This window comes from Paenibacillus vietnamensis (assembly GCF_020169515.1).
Lineage (GTDB): Bacteria > Bacillota > Bacilli > Paenibacillales > Paenibacillaceae > Pristimantibacillus > Pristimantibacillus vietnamensis.
In genome coordinates this window covers 455,369-474,232 of record NZ_JAHMHW010000003.1, presented here as the reverse complement: position 1 = coordinate 474,232, position 18,864 = coordinate 455,369, and the positions used below count along the sequence as shown (strand labels likewise).

At 54.3% G+C, this 18,864-nt stretch carries 19 protein-coding genes; 18 read left to right on the top strand and 1 reads right to left on the bottom strand.

What is annotated here, in order from left to right; translation table 11 throughout:
* Nucleotides 1-108: 108 nt before the first annotated feature.
* From KP806_RS10190 to KP806_RS10110, 17 genes are all read left to right on the top strand, one after another.
* Nucleotides 109-1,047, top strand: a complete 939-nt coding sequence (locus KP806_RS10190) for an aldolase (protein ID WP_224723476.1) — start codon at nt 109-111, stop codon at nt 1,045-1,047.
* The gene (locus KP806_RS10185) at nt 1,048-1,356 is read left to right on the top strand and encodes a lasso peptide biosynthesis PqqD family chaperone (protein WP_224723475.1); all 309 of its coding nucleotides are present in this window, start codon (nt 1,048-1,050) and stop codon (nt 1,354-1,356) included.
* Between the two features lie 11 nt (nt 1,357-1,367).
* Nucleotides 1,368-3,164 carry an ABC transporter ATP-binding protein gene (locus KP806_RS10180; protein WP_224723474.1) on the top strand — a complete coding sequence of 599 codons (1,797 nt, stop codon included), beginning with the start codon at nt 1,368-1,370 and terminating at the stop codon, nt 3,162-3,164.
* 46 nt (nt 3,165-3,210) lie between these two features.
* Nucleotides 3,211-3,669, top strand: a complete 459-nt coding sequence (locus KP806_RS10175; protein WP_224723473.1) for a lasso peptide biosynthesis B2 protein — start codon at nt 3,211-3,213, stop codon at nt 3,667-3,669.
* A 124-nt stretch (nt 3,670-3,793) separates the two neighbouring features.
* Entirely contained in the window at nt 3,794-4,213 is a 420-nt protein-coding gene (locus tag KP806_RS10170) for a helix-turn-helix domain-containing protein (protein ID WP_224723472.1), read from the top strand.
* A 99-nt stretch (nt 4,214-4,312) separates the two neighbouring features.
* On the top strand, nt 4,313-5,059 hold the full coding sequence (locus tag KP806_RS10165) for a YveK family protein (protein WP_224723471.1): 747 nt from the start codon (nt 4,313-4,315) through the stop codon (nt 5,057-5,059).
* Nucleotides 5,049-5,714 (top strand): CpsD/CapB family tyrosine-protein kinase, encoded by a 666-nt coding sequence (locus KP806_RS10160; protein ID WP_224723470.1) that lies wholly within the window; start codon nt 5,049-5,051, stop codon nt 5,712-5,714. The genes KP806_RS10165 and KP806_RS10160 overlap by 11 nt, the downstream gene beginning before the upstream one ends.
* 295 nt (nt 5,715-6,009) lie before the next feature.
* Nucleotides 6,010-7,836 (top strand): polysaccharide biosynthesis protein, encoded by a 1,827-nt coding sequence (locus KP806_RS10155; protein WP_224723469.1) that lies wholly within the window; start codon nt 6,010-6,012, stop codon nt 7,834-7,836.
* A 53-nt stretch (nt 7,837-7,889) separates the two neighbouring features.
* Nucleotides 7,890-8,771, top strand: coding sequence for a UTP--glucose-1-phosphate uridylyltransferase GalU (gene galU / locus KP806_RS10150; protein WP_224723468.1), 882 nt, complete (start codon nt 7,890-7,892; stop codon nt 8,769-8,771).
* A 23-nt stretch (nt 8,772-8,794) separates the two neighbouring features.
* Nucleotides 8,795-9,958, top strand: coding sequence for a glycosyltransferase family 4 protein (locus KP806_RS10145; protein WP_224723467.1), 1,164 nt, complete (start codon nt 8,795-8,797; stop codon nt 9,956-9,958).
* Nucleotides 9,921-11,108, top strand: a complete 1,188-nt coding sequence (locus KP806_RS10140; RefSeq protein ID WP_224723466.1) for a glycosyltransferase family 2 protein — start codon at nt 9,921-9,923, stop codon at nt 11,106-11,108. The genes KP806_RS10145 and KP806_RS10140 overlap by 38 nt, the downstream gene beginning before the upstream one ends.
* The gene (locus KP806_RS10135) at nt 11,035-12,120 is read left to right on the top strand and encodes a glycosyltransferase family 1 protein (RefSeq protein ID WP_224723465.1); all 1,086 of its coding nucleotides are present in this window, start codon (nt 11,035-11,037) and stop codon (nt 12,118-12,120) included. Before KP806_RS10140 ends, KP806_RS10135 begins: the two co-directional genes overlap by 74 nt.
* A 15-nt stretch (nt 12,121-12,135) precedes the next feature.
* The gene (locus KP806_RS10130) at nt 12,136-13,041 is read left to right on the top strand and encodes a glycosyltransferase family 2 protein (protein ID WP_224723464.1); all 906 of its coding nucleotides are present in this window, start codon (nt 12,136-12,138) and stop codon (nt 13,039-13,041) included.
* Between the two features lie 40 nt (nt 13,042-13,081).
* Nucleotides 13,082-14,155, top strand: coding sequence for an EpsG family protein (locus KP806_RS10125; RefSeq protein WP_224723463.1), 1,074 nt, complete (start codon nt 13,082-13,084; stop codon nt 14,153-14,155).
* 14 nt (nt 14,156-14,169) lie between these two features.
* Nucleotides 14,170-14,910, top strand: coding sequence for a glycosyltransferase family 32 protein (locus KP806_RS10120; RefSeq protein WP_318153551.1), 741 nt, complete (start codon nt 14,170-14,172; stop codon nt 14,908-14,910).
* Nucleotides 14,911-14,925: 15 nt separating this feature from the next.
* Nucleotides 14,926-15,531, top strand: coding sequence for a sugar transferase (locus KP806_RS10115; protein WP_318153562.1), 606 nt, complete (start codon nt 14,926-14,928; stop codon nt 15,529-15,531).
* A gap of 46 nt (nt 15,532-15,577) precedes the next feature.
* Nucleotides 15,578-16,762 carry a DegT/DnrJ/EryC1/StrS family aminotransferase gene (locus KP806_RS10110; RefSeq protein WP_224723460.1) on the top strand — a complete coding sequence of 395 codons (1,185 nt, stop codon included), beginning with the start codon at nt 15,578-15,580 and terminating at the stop codon, nt 16,760-16,762.
* Between the two features lie 7 nt (nt 16,763-16,769).
* On the opposite strand, the gene KP806_RS10105 is transcribed toward KP806_RS10110, so the two are convergent.
* Nucleotides 16,770-17,429 (bottom strand): acetyltransferase, encoded by a 660-nt coding sequence (locus tag KP806_RS10105; protein WP_224723459.1) that lies wholly within the window; start codon nt 17,427-17,429, stop codon nt 16,770-16,772.
* A 220-nt stretch (nt 17,430-17,649) separates the two neighbouring features.
* Between KP806_RS10105 and KP806_RS10100 the strand changes: the two genes are divergently transcribed.
* Complete coding sequence (locus KP806_RS10100; protein WP_224723458.1) at nt 17,650-18,861, top strand: nucleotidyltransferase domain-containing protein; 1,212 nt, start codon at nt 17,650-17,652, stop codon at nt 18,859-18,861.
* Nucleotides 18,862-18,864 lie beyond the last annotated feature (3 nt).

The window sequence follows — 18,864 nt, the reverse complement described above, 5'->3', positions numbered from 1 at the left end:
TAGTTATTCAAGTACTTAGAATATCGTTAATCTGCGTCAAGCCCTTATACGGCCATGTATGAGGGCTCGTTTTTTAAAATCGAGCGAGTCTGAGCTTGGGGTGAGCATGTGATAGGCACAGCGGAACAAAAGCTTTACCGGGCCTTCGGATTAAAGGTTTCGAGCGGCTTCGAAATGCCCGAATTGCCCGAATGGCCGGTATCGGCAGCAGACAGCGGAGATAAGGCAGATATCGAAATTACCGTATCCGACCTGACCGAGCTGTGGGAGAAGCAGGAGGTTAAGGACGGTATTTTCAAGGCGGATGGCCAAATGGTCATTTTTCAAATTCCTGACGTCGCAATCTTCTGTATCCGGGAAGGGAGCAGCATTACGGTTTCCCCTATGACCGAGGATCGGGATCAAATCCGGCTGTATGTGCTCGGCTCCTGCATGGGCGTTCTTCTGCTGCAAAGAAAGATTCTGCCGCTGCACGGCAGTGCGATTGCGATCGACGGCAAGGCTTATGCCTTCGTCGGGGAGTCGGGAGCCGGCAAATCGACGCTTGCGTCCGCTCTTCTAAGGCAGGGGCATCGCTTATTAAGCGATGACGTCATTGCGGTCTCCCTGCAGACGGAGCAGGAGCTTCCGTATGTGACGCCGTCCTTCCCTCAACAGAAGCTGTGGCAGGAAAGCCTGGATCACTTCGGAATGGACTCCTCCGGCTACCGGCCGATTTATCAGCGTGAAACGAAGTTTTCCGTCCCCGTCGTTTCGGATTATTTCCCCGATCCGCTGCCGCTTGCAGGATTGTTCGAGCTGGTCAAGGGCGGCGACGGCAAGCCCGGGCTGCGAAGCATTCCGAAGCTGGAGAGCCTGCCGGTGCTGTACCGCCATACGTTCAGAAATTTCCTGGTGAACCATCTTGATTTGACCGGGTGGCATTTGGGCATGACGGCTAAGCTTGTCCCCAGTTTGAGCATATACCGCATATTTAGGCCGGAAACGGAATTTACAGTGCCGGAGCTGACTGCGTTAATACTAACTACTATTAAAAAGGGCGGATAAATGATGATGACAAGCGAAAAGATTTCCCTTAAACACCGGGTCGTACAAGGAACGGACCATATTGTCAGCGACATGGGCCGGGAGAAAGTCATGCTCAGCATCAGCAACGGCAAATATTATAATCTCGGCGCCATCGGCGGAGCGATTTGGGACTGCATCTCGGAGCCGGTCCTGGTAAGCGCGGTCGTCCGCAGGCTGACCGAGGAATACGACGTCGAGCCGTCCGTATGCGAGGAGCACGTCCTTTCGTTTCTGGATTCGCTGGCGAGGGAGGGCATCATCTCCGTTACGGCTGCGGATACGCCATAGGGGGAGCGCCGTTGACTGCCATCATTTATTTTATAAAACGGCTTTATGCCGTTACCGGAAATATTCTGTTTCTGAATTTGCTGGGAATGGTTGTGATCAGCCTTCTGGAAGGCATCGCAATCTTGTTGTTAGTTCCCATGCTCAGCATGAGCGGGATTATCGGTAAAAGCACGGAGGCAATCCAGCTGCCCGACATATTCGGATTCATTCGGAATATCCCGGAGTCATGGGGATTGTCTTTTATTTTGGGGATCTATGTGCTGCTCGTTCTTGGTCAGGGCATCTTGAAGCGGAGCGTTGCTGTCGGCAGCGCCAAAATCCACCTTGGCTTCATGCATCATCTTAGGCTGGATACGTTCGGTTCGATTTTACAGGCCGATTGGCCGTTTCATATGAAAAGAAGAAAGTCCGATTTCGTCAACTCGTTGACCGCGGAAATCGGCGGCGTGAACGGCGGCATCAATACGCTTATTCAGTTCACCGCTTCCGTGATATTTACGGCTATTCAAATCGGCCTTGCCTTCTGCCTGTCGGCGAAGCTGGCCGTTTTCGTATTGGTCTGCGGGCTGGCGGTCGCGCTGCTTGCAAGGAAATTCGTGCAAAGATCGAGAACGATCGGCCATCAGATGAACGAGATGTCCCGGCATTATCTTGCAGGCATAACGGATCAGCTGAACGGAATCAAGGATATTAAGAGCAACGCGCTGGAATCCTACCGCATGGAGTGGATCGCCTCCCTGGACCGGAAAATCCGGCAGGAGCAGCTCGGAAACTTCAAGCTGAAAGCGACGTCGCAATTCGTTTATCAGCTGGCTTCCGGTTTATTCATTGCGGCCTTCATCTTTTTTTCGGTAAAGGTGTTACAAACGCAGCTGGAACAGCTGCTGCTTATTATTGTTATTTTCTCACGGCTGTGGCCGAGGTTTAACGGCATCCAGTCGAATCTGGAAAGCCTTGCCTCTTCGCTGCCCGCCTTCAAATCGATCATGAAGCTGCATGAGGAGTGCAGAGAAGCGAAGGAATTTGTGTCGTTCGAGCCGTCACGCGAAGCGCTGCAGCCTATTCGCGTCAAGCATTCGCTTGAATGCCGGGGCGTCTATTTCCGCTACAGCCAGCAGGAGTCGGCTTATGCGCTGCAGGACGTCAGCCTTAGAATTGAAGCGAACCGCATGACCGCCATCGTTGGACCTTCCGGCGCAGGCAAAAGCACTTTGGTCGACCTGGTCATGGGGCTGATCCTTCCGGAGCAGGGAGAGGTGCTTGTAGACGGGATGACGTTGACGAAGGAAAATCTTTTGCGGCTCAGGCCGTCCATCAGCTACGTGCCGCAGGACCCGTTTCTGTTCAACGAAAGCATCCGGGATAACCTGCTGATGGTCAAGAGGGACGCTACTGACGGCGAGATTTGGGAAGCGCTTGAATTTTCGGCCTCGGCCGGGTTTGTCCGGAAGCTGCCGCAGGGTCTGGATACGGTAATCGGCGACCGCGGGGTCCGTCTATCCGGAGGGGAGAGACAAAGGCTCGTGCTTGCAAGGGCCGTTCTGCGGGGGCCGTCCATTCTCGTTCTGGACGAGGCGACAAGCGCGCTGGATACGGAGAACGAAGCGAAAATCCAGGAAGCGCTGGAGCAATTAAAGGGCAAGATGACCGTTATCGTCATCGCCCATCGCCTGTCGACGATTCGAAACGCCGATCAGGTGGTCGTTATCGATAAAGGACGAATCGTGCAAAGAGGGCTGTTCAGCCAGCTTGCCAAGGAGAAGAAGAGCATGCTGAGCCATTTGCTGGAGCAGCAGGCCTACGGCTGAAAACTGGCGGCGGCTGCGGAAAAATTAGCGGGATCGGGAGTAGGCCATGAACAAGATGAAAAAGGTGCGCACGTTGTTTTCGTTGGACAGGAAGACGGTGCTTTTATTACTGGAAGCTTTTTTATTGCTCGGGTGGGCACGCATTCTAATTTCCATACCGTTCTCCAAGGTTGCTCCCGGTTTGGGCGCTCCGATGGAGGAAACGGGGACGGAGCATCCTTCCGGTGTCAGAAAAGCCGTATTGATGAACGTGCATGACGCCATTCAGACTATGAGCCGCCATACGTTCTGGGAAAGCAAATGCCTCGTCAGAGCGATCGCGGCTGCGAAAATGCTGGAACGGCGCCGGTTCGAGAGCACTCTGTACTTAGGCACCGCCAAGGATGAGTCCGGCCGGATGATCGCCCATGCCTGGCTGCGCAGCGGTTCGTTCTATATTACCGGGGCCGCCGGAATGGAACGTTACACGATTGCCGGGAAGTTCGCCAAATATGTAAGGAATTAGGAATTTGTTGTTGACCCGTTCTTTTTAAAGAACTACAATGGAGTTATCGTCTGTTATAAAGCTCAATCGCTCTGCTGAAGGGATAACGTTGAGGTAAGGATCAAACTGGCCGAAGGAGACAATTATGATTGGGGAACGGATTAAAAGACTAAGGGAAAAAAAGGGCTATTCGATAACGAAGCTTGCTGATCTTGCGGGCGTTTCCAAGTCTTATTTGAGCTATATTGAACGTAATATGCAGAACAATCCCTCCCTGCAGGTCATGGCGAAAATCGCCGCCCCGCTGGATTCCAATATCGAATATTTACTGGGAGAAGAGAATGATCCCAAGGATTCCAAGGAAACAGTGGAGGAGCAATTGGACGAGGAATGGCGTTCCATTTTAAAGCGGGCGGTAGACGAGGGCATGAGCAAGGGAGACTTTCAAGCTTTGAAGGATTTGATCCGGTCAAACCTGTGGAAGGAAGGCCTGCAGGAGCAGCGCGATCCGTCCGACGAAAAAAAGAAAACATCGAATATCATTATCCTTCATATCGATAATTAAACGTTTTGAAAAGAGGAAATCTTATATTGACATGTTCTATATAAAGAACTAATATGAAGTTAACGTTCTTTATAAAAAACAACCTTGGCAGGTGAGCAAATGGATGTCAAGCAATTAGAAGACTTGCAGCAGCATGAACGGGGTGAGAAGGAAAAAACGAAGGAAATCAACCTAAAGGCGCTTTACGTTGTGATCCGGAAGCGCCTCTGGATGATTGCTCTCATCACGATCGGCCTGACGGTTCTCGCCGGCTTGTACAATTCAAGGCCTGAGATGCCGCTGTACGCTTCTTCTTCCCGGATTATCGTCGCTGCCAGCGCGGATATGATGAGCACTCTGAAGGTCATGATCCGCGAGCCGGTCGTTCTGGATAAAGTAATTCAAGACCTCGAGCTTAGAAAATCGCTGGGCGAATTAAGGAGTCAAATCCGGGCGGAAAGTGTCGAAGGATCGCTCGTAACGGTGGTGACGGTTGTCGATCCGGATCCGAAGCTGGCGGCTGAAATCGCCAATAAAACCGTCGACGTATACCGCGAGGTAGCTTCGCAGACGCTCGGCGTAAGCAGCATTCGGGTGTTGACTCAGGCAGGGGCAAGCACCGTATCGATTAACGAGAAAAGCAACACGATTGTTTTTATCGCTTTCCTGGCCGGACTCATCCTAAGTATCGGCTTAACCTTTTTGCTGGACTCCTTGGACGATTCGGTCAAATCGGAGCGCGAGGTAGAGGAACTGCTGGGATTAACGATGCTCGGTAATGTATCCAAGATGAGAAGAAGAGATCTGGCTTCCCAGGAGAAGAAACAAAAAAGCATCGTGGCGAGAGGTGAAACCATTGGGTCGTGAACGTATTAAACCGGCGAAGTCGATGGTATCGAGAAGCCTGTTAACCTATTCGAATCCGTACGGCACCATAGCCGAGCAGTACCGCACCATCCGCAACAACATTCAATACGCCTCGAGAGGCAGGAAGATGCGGTCGCTGCTGATCACCTCGCCGTCCGCTCAGGAAGGGAAGTCGACGGCGGCCATCAATCTGGCGATTTGCATGGCGCAGCGTGGAGACAGAGTGCTTATCATCGATGTGAATTTCCGGAACCCGACGCTCCACCAGATTTTTGGCGTACAGACTTCCCCCGGCTTATCTAACGTGCTTGGTCAGCAGCTGGACGTGCGGGAAGCGATTTATGGAACCGAGGTTGAAGGGCTCGACATTTTGCCGAGCGGCCAGCGTTTTTTTAATACGACGGAGCTGCTCGATTCCGGATTGATGAGCGATGTTATGCATTACGCATCCTCCAATTACGATATGATTCTGCTGGATTGTCCTCCGGTGCTCGGTGTGGCGGAGACGAATGCGCTTGTAAGCAAGTGCGATGGCGTTATCCTGCTGCTCGGAAGCGGGAAGACGCAGCTGGAGCAGGCAAAGGAAGCGAAGCGGGCCTTGCTGTTTGCCAAAGCCAATATACTCGGCGTCATATTAAATAAGAAGAGCGTTTGATGATCATAATCGGATAGCGCTTTTTTTGCGGGAAGACTGTTCTCTATTGAGCACAACCTTGTTCGGTAATGTCTCCTTACCGTTATCAACGGAGGCACTCGGCCATGCTGTGGGCTGCATCAAGCCTTAGACGCGAAGTCGTCAAGGGTATGGCGTGAGGAGGGGTTGGATGCCCCGGACTCTGCATTAGAGTTTTTAACTATCGGGTCTTGAAAGATAGGAAGACCTGACAGTTAAACACTCTAATGGGTGTCGTTATATTCCTTTAGGTTGAAAGAGAAAGGGTGAACGGGATTTGAAATATCGCCAGAGGATATCGTTATTAATTTTAGCGGATTCGCTAATCGTGCTCTCAGCCATTTATTTCAGCCGGTTTCTGCTGGACGCTTCGCTTAACGTTGTGACGCTGCCGGTCGTGATCAGCTCGATTACCTTGCTGCTGAGCCATCATTTCTTTGCTTTCTACTACAAGCTCTACAAGAAAGCCTGGGAGTATGCGAGCGTAGGTGAGCTGATCATTATCACAAAGGCGGTCTCCTTCTCGATTCTGTCGGCGGCGCTCATGCAGCAGATGGTACTTCAGGACGTTTTTTTCCGGCTGCTGGCCGTGACCTGGATGATCCATATGCTGATGATCGGCGGCTCGCGCCTGTGCTGGCGCCTGCTAAGATCGAGGTATCCGCATGACGGCAAGCAGCGAAGACGAACGCTGATCGTCGGGGCCGGCTCGGCCGGCACGATGCTGGCCAGGCAGCTTCTGAGCAATGCGGATGCGGAGCTGAAGCCCGTCGCCTTCGTGGACGACGATGCCAAGAAACATAATTTGGACATTATGGGCATACCCGTATTCGGGGGAGTACCGCGGATCGCAAGCATTGTGAAGGAGCAGAGCATCGATAATATCGTCATTGCGATTCCTTCGCTGAGCAAGAAGCAGCTGAATACGATTTTCTCGGAATGCGCGAAATCGACGGCCAAGACGCAGACGATTCCAATGCTTGAGGATCTTGCGACTGGAAAGGTGTCGGTGAACCAGTTCCGCGACATCCAGGTTGAGGATCTGCTTGGCCGCGAGCCGGTGGAGCTCGATATCGAAAGCATATCCGGTTATGTGACACAGAAGGTCGTCATGGTCACAGGCGCCGGCGGGTCGATCGGCTCGGAGGTGTGCAGGCAGGTATCCAAGTTTTTGCCGGATAAGCTCATATTGCTTGGACACGGGGAAAACAGCATCTATTCGATCGAGATGGAGCTGAAGGAGCTGTACGGCCATACGAGTATCCAGTTCGTGACGGAAATCGCCGATCTGCAGGACGAAGCGAAGATGCTGTCCGTCATGCAGGCGCACCGGCCGCAGGTCGTCTATCATGCCGCCGCCCATAAGCATGTGCCGCTCATGGAACGCAATCCGGAGGAAGCGTTCAAGAACAATGTGATCGGTACGCTGAACGCCGCCAAAGCCGCGAGTGCGAGCCGAGTCGAAACGTTCGTCATGATCTCGACAGACAAAGCCGTTAATCCGACCAGCGTCATGGGCGCAACGAAGCGGATTGCGGAGATGATCATCCAGCACATGGACCGGGGAAGCGCCACGAAGTTTGTAGCGGTCCGGTTCGGCAACGTGCTTGGCAGCAGGGGCAGCGTTATCCCGTTGTTCAAGAAGCAGATCGAGAAGGGCGGCCCGGTCACCGTGACGCATCCCGATATGGTCCGCTATTTCATGACGATTCCCGAGGCTTCGCGGCTTGTCATTCAAGCCGGCGCTCTGGCAAAGGGCGGGGAAATCTTCGTGCTGGACATGGGGGAGCCCGTGAAAATTACCGATCTGGCGCAAAACGTCATTCGAATGTCGGGCTTCACGGTCGAGGAAATCGGCATTCAATTTACCGGCATCAGACCGGGCGAGAAGCTGTTCGAGGAAATGCTGAAGGATAGCGAACGTAACGACACGCAGGTATATCCGAAAATTTACATAGGCAAATCGGTTGAGGTGTATTACGAAGAAATCGAGGAGATTATCACCGACTTCGCGGGCATGGGCAAAGCGGAGCTTCGGGTTCGTCTGCTCGATCTTGCGAACCATGTTGTCGTATTGCCGAAGTTTGTGTCTGTGACGGGATAAATGGCCGCTTCTCTCGATATTCAAAACAATTTTAAAAAGGGGCGACAAAACTTATGAAGGTAAGGAAAGCGATTATCCCGGCTGCGGGGCTTGGTACGAGGTTTTTGCCTGCGACAAAGGCGATGCCGAAGGAGATGCTGCCGATCGTCGATAAGCCGACGATTCAGTACATCGTTGAGGAGGCGATCGAATCCGGAATCGAGGATATCATTATCGTGACCGGCAAGCATAAACGGGCCATCGAGGACCATTTCGACAACTCGGTCGAGCTGGAGCAGATTTTGACGGCCAAGCATAAATTCGACCTGCTGAGCGAGGTGCGCAAATCCGCCGATATGGTCGACATTCACTACATCAGGCAAAAGGAGCCGAGAGGCCTGGGCCATGCGATCTGGTGCGCCAGAAAGTTCATCGGCAACGAGCCGTTCGCCGTCCTGCTGGGCGATGACATCATCTCGGCGGAAAAGCCCTGCATCAAACAAATGATTGAAAAATACGAGCAATACCGCACATCCGTCATTGGCGTACAGCGCGTTGCGGATGAGGCAGTGTCCAGATACGGAATCGTCGACGGCACGATTATGGAGCCTTCCTTTCACAGAGTGAAGCATCTCGTCGAGAAGCCGGCTCGCGAGGAAGCGCCATCGAATATGGCGATTATGGGACGTTACATTTTGAACCCGTCCATCTTCGACATTCTCGGGAATCAGGCTCCCGGAGCCGGCGGCGAAATTCAGCTTACCGATGCGATTGCGGCTTTGAACCGGACCGAAGCCGTCTATGCCTACGAATTTGAAGGCAGCCGCCACGATGTCGGGGAGAAGATGGGCTTTATCCGGACGACGATCGAGTTCGCTTTGCAGCGCGAGGATTTGCGTTATGAGCTGATGAGCTACCTGGCGGAGACGATCGAGCGGGAAGCCGTTCGGAAATAACGCGGATAAGGCTGGTGAGCACAGTGGGAAAAATACTGTTTTGCGCAACCGTCGATTACCATTTCAAAGCGTTCCACCTGCCGGTCATGGAATGGTTCAAGCAGAAGGGCTGGGAGGTGCACGTCGCGGCCAAGGGGCAGCTGGAGCTTCCTTTCTGCGACCGGAAGTTCGACTTGAAGCTGGAGCGCTCTCCCTTTCGCCTGAACAATATGAATGCATACCGGGAGCTGAAGGAGATCATCGAAGAGCAGGACTACAACATCATTCACTGCCACACCCCGATGGGCGGAGTTCTCGCTAGGCTCGCGGCAAGAGGGGCCAGACGGAGGGGGACGAAGGTCATCTATACGGCGCACGGCTTCCATTTCTGCAAAGGGGCCTCCCCGCTGCATTGGGTGTTTTATTACCCGGTGGAAAAATATTTGTCCAGCCTGACAGACTGCCTGATCACCATCAACGGGGAGGATTACAATCTGGCGCTGAACAAGCGCTTCAAAGCGGCGCATATCGCACATGTTCATGGCGTAGGCGTCAATACGGCAAGCTTCAAGCCGCTGCCGAAGCTCGAGAAGTGGCGTCTGCGCCGGGAGCTGGATTACCGGACCGACGACTACCTCCTCTTTTATGCGGCTGAATTCAATAAGAACAAAAATCATCAGCTGCTGATCCGGGCGCTGGCCGCCATCAAGGATCAGCTGCCGCAAGCCAAGCTGCTGCTCGCCGGGGAGGGCCCGCTGCTGGAGCCTTGCCGCGACCTTGCCGCAAGCCTGGGCCTTACGGACCGGGTACGCTTTCTCGGCTACCGCACCGATATCGCCGCCCTTCTGCCGATGTGCGACGTTGCCGTCGCCTCGAGCCTGAGGGAGGGGCTGCCGGTCAATATTATGGAAGCGATGGCGAGCGGGCTTCCAGTCGTCGCGACGCGCAACCGCGGACATGCGGAGCTTGTCTCGGATGGGGAGAACGGCTTCATCGTCGAGCCCGGGGATGCGGCTTCGTTCGCCGACCGCCTGAAGCGGCTGGGCGAATCCGTCGAGCTCAGGCACCGGATGGGTGCGGCGAGCATCGAGCTTGTGCAGAAATACGGTTCGCTGCCGGTAGGGCAGGAGCTGAGCGCTATTTATCAATCTTTTATGGTGGGGGAACCAAATGAATCCCAAAGTCAGTATCATCGTGCCTATATATAATATGGAGCGGTATTTGGACAGATGCTTGCGCAGCCTGCTCGCGCAAACGCTGGAGGACATCGAAATCGTCGCGGTCGATGACGGATCGACGGACTCGAGCTTACGGGTACTGGAGCGATATGCACGGAAGGATCCGCGAGTGAAGATCGTCAGCAAGAGCAATGCCGGGGTATCGGCGGCCCGCAACGACGGAATCAAAGCCGCTTCCGGTCATTACATCGGCTTCGCCGACCCGGACGATTGGGTCGAGGCGGACATGTACGCGGAAATGTACGATGCCGCGCTGACCGACAACGTCGATATCGTGATGTGCGGCTACATCCGCGAATTCGGCACCCATTCGAAGGAGAAGGCGTTCCCGCTGCCGCATAAGCAGACTTACCGGATGGATAAGGTGAAGAGCGGCATGCTGCGCAGGCTGATCGGGCCGCTGGGGAACGAAACGGGCAATCCGGAATATTTGGATGCCTGGGGGACCGTCTGGTCGAAGCTGTACCGCTCCGGTCTGATCAAGGGCCACAGTCTTGCATTTACCGATCTCAGTATCATCGGCAGCAACGAGGACACGCTGTTCAATATGCACGCCTTTTATTACGCGGAGTCGTTTCAATTTTTAAACCGGTCCTACTACCACTATTGGAGAGCCAACGAAACCTCGATTACCTCGTCATACAACGAGAAGCTTCCCGACCGGTTCGAGAAGCTGTACGGCTTCATGGAAGGCTTCATCGATAACAAGCAGCTGGCTGGCGAGTATAAAACAGCCTTAAACAATCGGATTTCTATGAATGTAATCGGGCTTGGGCTAAACGTTATGAATGGAGGCAAGGCGCTGCCGCCGGCGAAGAAGCTGAAGGAAATCGGCGCGCTGCTCCGCAGGGACAGAATCAGGCAATCGCTAAAAAGGCTGGATGCCGCGGGCAGCCCTTTCATTTGGAGGGCCTTTTTTTTATGTGCGAAATACAGGCTGGTACCTGCCGTCTATTTGATGCTGGCGGCGATGGACCGGATGAGAATACGTAAAGCGGGGAGGACTCGAGTTGGAACCGGTTCGGATCTTGCAGGTGGTCACCATCATGAATCGCGGCGGGCTAGAAACCATGCTGATGAACTATTACCGTCAAATGGACAGAAGCAAAATTCAGTTTGACTTCATCGTTCACCGGACGGAGGCCGGTCACTACGACCGGGAAATTGAGGCGCTGGGCGGCCGCATCTACCGGATGCCGGCGATCAGGCCGGGCAATTACATGCAGTATTTCAGCCAGCTTGACCAGTTTTTCAGAGACTATCCGCACTATAAGGTCGTTCATTCCCATATTAACGAGAACAGCAGCTTTGTTATGCGGGCGGCGCGCAAGGCCGGCGTGCCTTGCCGGATTATGCACAGCCACCTGAGCGATCTCGGAATCGACAAAAAGCTGCCGTTCCGGATTTATGCGAGGCTTGCGATGCGGGATCATCCCAGCAGCTATTTTGCATGCTCGGAGAACGCCGGTAAGTGGCTGTTCGGCCGGCGTCTTGCCGATTCGGGCAAGGTGACCGTGCTGCATAACGCCGTCAACGTCAGCGAATTCCGGTTTAACGCGGCCGTGCGGGAGCAGATCCGGAACGAAATCGGGGCAGGCGACCGGCTCGTCATCGGCCATATCGGAAGGTTCAACGAGCAGAAAAACCATGATTTTCTGCTCGATATTTTCAAGGCGGTGCTGGATAAAGAGCCGGATGCGCTGCTCGTGCTCGCAGGAGAGGGGCACCTGCGGCCCGCCATCGAGAAGAAGATCGAGAGGCTGGGCTTGACCGGAAGCGTAAGGCTGCTGGGCGTGCGCGGCGATGTGGCAAGGCTGCTTCAAGGCTTCGACCTGTTCCTGTTTCCTTCTTTGTTCGAAGGACTGCCGGTCGTGCTTGTGGAAGCCCAGGCGGCGGGGCTGACCTGCATCGTATCCGATACGATTACGGCGGAAGCCGACGTCACCGGCCGGCTGCAGTTCGTCGGTCTGAAGCAGCCGCCTGAGTATTGGGCCAGACAGATCGCCGCCGCTTCCCGGGAGCATGCGGATACGGCCGAATCGTTAAGGAAACGGGGCTACGACACGGCGACGATGGCGAAATGGCTGTCCGACTATTATATGAATCACGCGGCGGAGGCCGCCGCGAGATAACGGAGGAAGATGAAAGTGAAGCCGATGCTGACGGTGTTTACCCCGACGTACAACCGGGCCTATACGCTGCATTTATGCTACGAGAGCCTGAAGCGCCAGACCTGCAGCGATTTCGAATGGCTCATTATCGACGATGGCTCCACCGACGGTACGAGGGAGCTCGTTGCCGGCTGGATCCGGGAGAACCTCATTCCGATCCGCTATCATTACCAGGAAAATTTGGGGATGCACGGCGGGCACAACGCAGCCTACGAACGAATCGATACGGAGCTTAACGTCTGCATCGATTCGGACGATTACATGGCGGATGACGCCGTTGAGAAAATCACCTCGTTCTGGCGGCAGCACGGCAGCGACAAGTATGCCGGCATCGTCGGCCTGGACGTTTCGCAGCGCGGCGACGTGATCGGCACCAGAATGCCGGAGCATGTGAAGCATTCGACGCTGACCGATCTATATGCCCTGCATCAGGTGAAGGGGGACAAAAAGCTCGTTTACCGGACGGAGCTTACCAGCGCGACTCCGCCCTACCCGATTTTCCCCGGCGAGAAATATTGTCCGCTGTCTTACAAATATATTTTGATCGACCAGCAGTACCCGCTGTTGATTATGAACGAGGTGCTTTGCGTCGTCGAATATATGGAGGACGGCTCCAGTCTCAACATGATTAAGCAGTACAAAAAAAATCCGCGCGGCTTTTCTTTTTTCCGCAAGGTTGCGATGCAGCACGCCCCATCCCTCAAGGGCAGAATCCGCGAAGCGGTTCACTACGTATCCAGCAGCCTGATCATTCGCAACGCAAGCTTTCTAAAGGAATCGCCCCGTAAAGGGGTTACCCTGCTGGCCATTCCGCTCGGCATTTTGCTTTATTTTTATATTCAGAATACGAATCGGGCGACGGTGCTGAAGCAAAGCCGATAATCGGACGGGCAAAAAAAGCAAACGGAAAGGATAGAATGCAATGTCGATACTGTGGACGGCCCTCGCTGCCTCGTTTCTTGTAGCCATGGCGGCTAGATATTTTTCGGTACCGTCGGGAATCGCGCCTTCGAGGATCGTTCCGAACCGCCTTCTGGCTTTTGCGGCGGCGCTGACGCTTGCGGCCGTATCCGGTCTGAGATCGAATATCGGGGACACTTACTTGTACAAGCACAGCTTCACGATTAACGATTATACGTGGGAATCGATTGCGGGGAGCAACGATATCGCCTTTAACATTTTGCAGATGCTGCTGCAGCAGGTGACGGAGGATCCGCAAATTCTCGTGCTTACGACGGGGCTTATCACCAATCTGCTTATCGTGATGGTGCTTTACAAGTATACGAGACTGTTCGAGCTGAGCGTGTTTCTCTACGTAACGACAGGGACGTTCACCATTTCCATGAACGGCATCAGGCAGTTTTTGGCCGCCTCCATCGTGTTTGCCGCCACGAAGTTTTTGCTCGAGGGCAAATGGAAGCCGTATATCGCCATCGTCGTGTTTGCTTCGTTTTTCCATCAAAGCGCCTTAATTCTGATACCGATTTATTTCATCGTGAGAAGGGAGGCCTGGACGAGAACGACGTTCCTGCTCCTCTCGCTCGCGGTTCTTATCGTACTCGGCTTCAACGAGTTTTCCGAGCTGCTGTTTTCGGCGATCAAGGATACCCAATACGGGCATTACGAAGCGTTTGCGGAGGGCGGCGCCAGCTATATCCGGGCGATCGTCAATGTAGCTCCGCTTGTGCTGGCTTATTTCAGCCGGGAGAAGCTGAGAAGCATTTTTCCGAGGGCGGACATCTTTGTTAATATTTCGCTGGTCGGCGCCGTCATCATGCTGATCTCGACGCAAAACTGGATTTTCGCGAGGATGGCGATTTACTTCAATTTATATCAGCTCATCCTGATCGCCTGGTTGATTAAAGTGTTCCGGGAAAAGGATCAGAGGCTGATCTATTTGCTGATTCTTGGCTTTTATTTCTTTTTCTACTTTTATGAATCGGTGATCGCGCTTGGTCTGGAGTACGAGAGCGATTACTTAAAATGGCCGTCTTAGGGGGAGATTTCGTCTTGAAGGAAGCAGCCGATACGAACATTCCCCGCATCGTCCACTATTGCTGGTTCGGGCGCGGGGAAAAATCCAAAAAAATATTGAAATGCATGCGCAGCTGGCAAAAGCATTTAGGCAACTATACGTTTATCGAATGGAACGAGGACAACTTCGACGTTACGGCAAACCGGTATGTGAGAGAAGCTTATGAGGCCAAAAAATACGCGTTCGTCAGCGATTATGCCCGCCTGCACGCTTTGTATCATTACGGCGGCTTATACCTGGATACGGATGTCGAGGTGCTGAGGCCGATGGATGACTTTTTGGGCCATGAAGCGTTCTCCGGCTTTGAGGACGGCACCTTTCTCCAATCGGGCACGATGGGGGCGGAGAAGGGCCATCCATGGATCGCCGAGCTGCTTCAAAACTATGAAAACAGAAGCTTTTTGCTGGGAGACGGCTCATACGATACGACAACGAATACGGCGGTCATTACCGCGATTTGCCAGAAGCACGGCTTGGTGCTGGACGGAAGCTTCCAGACGTTGTCCAACGGGGTAACCTTCTATCCAAGGGATTATTTCAGTCCCTACGATTATATTAACGGCGGCAATTACCGGACGTCGAACAGCTATACGATCCATCATTTCGCGAAATCGTGGCTGCCGGCACATGTGAGGCTGAGAGGCGATGTGAAGAGAGCGGTAAGCCGCGTCGTCGGCCCGAACATGATCGCACGGATGAGAAAGCTGCTAGGTTAGGAGACGGATAACATGCTGAAACGAATGTTCGATTTAACGGCGGCCTCGCTGCTGCTCCTCGTTCTGTCTCCGCTCGTGCTGCTGACGGCGATTCTTGTGCGGCTGAAGCTGGGCTCGCCGGTCCTGTTCAAGCAGAAAAGGCCGGGCTTGCACGGCGTTCCGTTCTACGTTTATAAGTTTCGCACGATGACCGGCGAGCGGGACAGCCTTGGCGTACTGCTGCCGGATCACCTGAGGCTGACGAAGTTCGGCTCGTTCATGCGGAAATACAGCCTTGATGAGCTGCTGCAGCTTGTGAACGTGATCAAGGGCGAGCTCAGCCTGATCGGGCCGCGTCCGCTGCTCATGGATTATTTGCCTCTGTACACCGAAGAGCAGGCGAAGCGCCATCTCGTCAAGCCGGGCATTACGGGCTGGGCGCAAATTAACGGAAGAAACGCGACCACCTGGGAGGAGCGGTTCGAGCGGGACGTCTGGTACGTGAACAACCAAAGCTTCTGGCTGGATATGAAAATTTTGCTGCTGACCGTCAAGAAGGTAGTCCGTTCGGAAGGGGTATCGAACGAAGGCCATGTGACGATGCCGATGTTTGCGGGAAGCGCAAGCAGGCAGGAAGGATAAGCTTGGGGCTCGGAAGGTTGCTTACATTTTAAAAGAGGATGTGTAGATGATGGCAGTCCAGGATGTTAAGAGGATTTATTTATCCCCTCCGCATATGAGCGGCAGGGAGCGCCATTACATAGACGAAGCGTTCGAGACGAACTGGATCGCCCCGCTCGGGCCGAATATCGATGCGTTCGAGAGGGCGGTCGCCGCGTATGCGGGCACAGCCGACGCTGTGGCGGTCAGCTCGGGCACAGCGGCGATTCACCTTGCCCTTCGGCTGCTGGAGGTTGGCTCCGGCGATGTCGTCTTCTGCTCCAGCTTTACGTTTGTCGCCAGCGCGAATCCGATCCGGTATTGCGGTGCGGAGCCGGTATTCATCGATTCCGAGCCCGACACGTGGAACATGTCGCCGGATGCGCTCGGCAAAGCGCTGTCAGCTGCCGCTCTTGAAGGCAAGCTGCCGAAAGCGGTCGTCGTGGTGCATTTATACGGCCAGTTGGCCAAGATGGATGAGATTAACGCCCTTTGCGGGCAATATGGGGTACCGGTCGTTGAGGATGCCGCGGAATCGCTTGGGTCGACTTACAAGGGGAAGCAAAGCGGAGGACTCGGCAAATTCGGAGTTTTCTCCTTTAACGGGAACAAAATCATTACGACCTCGGGCGGCGGCATGCTGGTCTCCGATGACAAGGCGCTGCTCGGCAAAGCGCGTTTTTTGGCCACGCAGGCCCGGGACGCGGCTCCGCATTATCAGCATAGCTCAATGGGCTACAATTACCGGATGAGCAACCTGCTGGCGGGAGTAGGCCGCGCGCAGCTCGAGGTGCTGGAGGAACGGGTTGCCGCCCGGAGAGCGATCTTCGACACTTACAAACAGGCTTTATCAGGGCGCGACGGAATCTTCTTTATGCCGGCGCTTGAAGACTCGCGGCCGAACCGATGGCTAACGGCGATCACGGTCGACGAGCAGCTGACAGGCGTCACGATTCCGGCCTTGCTCGGCGCGCTGACGGATGCGAACATCGAGGCGAGACCGCTCTGGAAGCCGCTGCACCTGCAGCCTTTGTTCGAAGGGGCGCGCTTCTACGCCCATGGCGACGGCCAGCCCTGCTGCGAGCGGCTGTTCAACAGCGGCATTTGCCTGCCGTCCGGCTCCGGTATGACCGCGGTCGAGCAGGTTCGGGTCATCGACTGCATCAACAACGTCCTCGAAGCCAGAGCCGGCAGCGCGGCGCAAACGGCTTAACCTGCGGTTATAGATAGCGTTCGCCGACCGTACGGGACCTGATCACCTTCGCTGGAGTGCCGTAAGCGACGGAATGCGAAGGAATGTCCGCGAGCACCGTCGAGCCCGCGCCGATGACGGAATGTTCTCCGACGGTGATGCCATGGATAACGGCCGAGCGGATGGACAAAACGGAGTAATCGCTTATTGTCACATTTCCTCCGGTGGCGGCATGGGGCGCCAGCGTGACGAAGCTTCCCGTCCGTCCGTCATGGTCTACCGAGGATAGGGTATAGAGCACATTATGCTCGCCGAGCCTTGTATCGCTGCCGACGACGCTGCCTGCCATCACGACGGAACCTGCACCGAGCACAGCTCCTCTCGCGACTGAAGCGGCAGGGTGCACCGTGCTGACGAACGGAATATCCGGTGCGACGGAGCGGATCGCTTCCGCCATTCGCGACCGCAGCCAATTATCGCCTACCGCAACGATGCAGCCGTCAATCTGACCGGCGTTAGCGGCCAGCCATTGCTCGCTTCCCAAAATTTTGTATCCGTAGAATGAAGAGCCTTCCGGCTGGTAGCCGTCAAGCAGCCCTGCAATAAGGTAGCGGCCTTCCTTCTCGATCGTATCGATGACGGCCTTCGCATGGCCGCCTGCTCCGAACACAACGATACGGCTGTTCACTGAGTCATCTCCTCCTCGCTTGTGAAACGTTCCGGTTGAATAGTTCCATTCTAACAGACCGGACCTTATTTAAAATACAAGAATTTATAAGGAATCATGAACTTTCGGGAGAGGAATTGACAGAAAATAAGTATGGTGATAATCTGTATTTGTGTTCGTTTTATAGAACATAAACGAAACTTTTGTTCGTTATTGGCTAATTAGCAAGAAGGAGAATTTCATGAATAATGACGTCAACTTCCATATGAACGACTTGCCGAATGAGCTCAAGCTTATGCTTATCCTGCTATCGAATGATGAAGGCGTGGAGCTGAACTTCGAGCTTCAGGAGCTCATCCGAGGGGCCGACTGGGATCGCTTTATCGAACTGGCCAGGCATCACCGCGTGTTTCCGTCCATTAACCTAAAGCTACAGGAACTGAGATCCGATGATGTGCCTACGTTCGTAGCCACGTTGTTTCATCGCGATTATTACCGCAACACGCTGCAAATGCTCGGATTAAGCGGGGAGATGGAACAGCTCGCCAAAGCGTTTGAAGGTAAGGGGATACGTTCATTGTTCTTGAAGGGACCGGTAATAGCGGCCGATTTGTACGGCGACGTGTCCCTGCGCACCTCCTGCGATCTGGATTTGCTTATTCCGCTGAAGGAGCTGGAGCAGGCCGAGGCTTTGCTTTGCTCCCTCGGCTACGAGAAGGACGACTATATCGAGACGGTGCTGAATGATTGGAAATGGAGGCATCATCATACCACCTTCAATCATCCCGTCAAGAAGATCAAGGTCGAGCTGCATTGGAGGCTGAACCCTGCGCCATCGAAGGAGCCTGGCTTTGAAGAGCTGTGGAGCAGAAAACGCAAAAGCTCCTTGATCAGCCGACCGATTTATTATTTGGGCAGGGAGGATCTGTTCTTGTTTCTGGTGTCGCACGGCGCCCGTCACGGCTGGTCCAGGCTGCGCTGGCTGCTTGACATCAAGCAGCTGGTCCGGCAGAAGCTCGACTGGCCGGTGCTTACGCGTCTGCTTCGCAAGCACAGCTACCTCCATATCGGAGGACAGGCGTTACTGCTGGCCGCTCGGCTGCTGGCGGTTCCGCTGCGCGAGGAAATGAAGCCGCTGCTCAGCGTGAGGAAAGCGCATTGGCTGGCCGAGGATGCGATGTTCTACGTCCACCGGATGGTGAATTTGCATACCGACCCGGTGCCGGAGGAGGTACAGCGCTACCACAGCAGGTATTTATTTACACTTATGACGATGCCGCAAAAGGCGATGCATATGGCAAGCTTCCTTTATCCGTTTCCGGACGACGCGAAGACGCTGCCTTTGCCGCGGCCGCTCCATTTTCTGTACTTTCCTTTGCGCCCGTTCCTGTGGACGTGGAGAAAGCTGGGGAAGCAGGGACGGGGCAAAATGGATCAAAAACTGGATCATTAGCAC

What these genes read in the sequence shown, in the direction of transcription:
- KP806_RS10135 (WP_224723465.1), top strand. Translation starts at nt 11,035, where the DNA reads ATGAATCGCGGCGGGCTAGAAACCATGCTGATGAACTATTACCGTCAA.
- KP806_RS10125 (WP_224723463.1), top strand. Translation starts at nt 13,082, where the DNA reads ATGTCGATACTGTGGACGGCCCTCGCTGCCTCGTTTCTTGTAGCCATG.
- KP806_RS10110 (WP_224723460.1), top strand. Translation starts at nt 15,578, where the DNA reads ATGATGGCAGTCCAGGATGTTAAGAGGATTTATTTATCCCCTCCGCAT.
- KP806_RS10100 (WP_224723458.1), top strand. Translation starts at nt 17,650, where the DNA reads ATGAATAATGACGTCAACTTCCATATGAACGACTTGCCGAATGAGCTC.
- KP806_RS10170 (WP_224723472.1), top strand. Translation starts at nt 3,794, where the DNA reads ATGATTGGGGAACGGATTAAAAGACTAAGGGAAAAAAAGGGCTATTCG.
- KP806_RS10165 (WP_224723471.1), top strand. Translation starts at nt 4,313, where the DNA reads ATGGATGTCAAGCAATTAGAAGACTTGCAGCAGCATGAACGGGGTGAG.
- KP806_RS10185 (WP_224723475.1), top strand. Translation starts at nt 1,048, where the DNA reads ATGATGATGACAAGCGAAAAGATTTCCCTTAAACACCGGGTCGTACAA.
- KP806_RS10175 (WP_224723473.1), top strand. Translation starts at nt 3,211, where the DNA reads ATGAACAAGATGAAAAAGGTGCGCACGTTGTTTTCGTTGGACAGGAAG.
- KP806_RS10140 (WP_224723466.1), top strand. Translation starts at nt 9,921, where the DNA reads ATGAATCCCAAAGTCAGTATCATCGTGCCTATATATAATATGGAGCGG.
- galU (WP_224723468.1), top strand. Translation starts at nt 7,890, where the DNA reads ATGAAGGTAAGGAAAGCGATTATCCCGGCTGCGGGGCTTGGTACGAGG.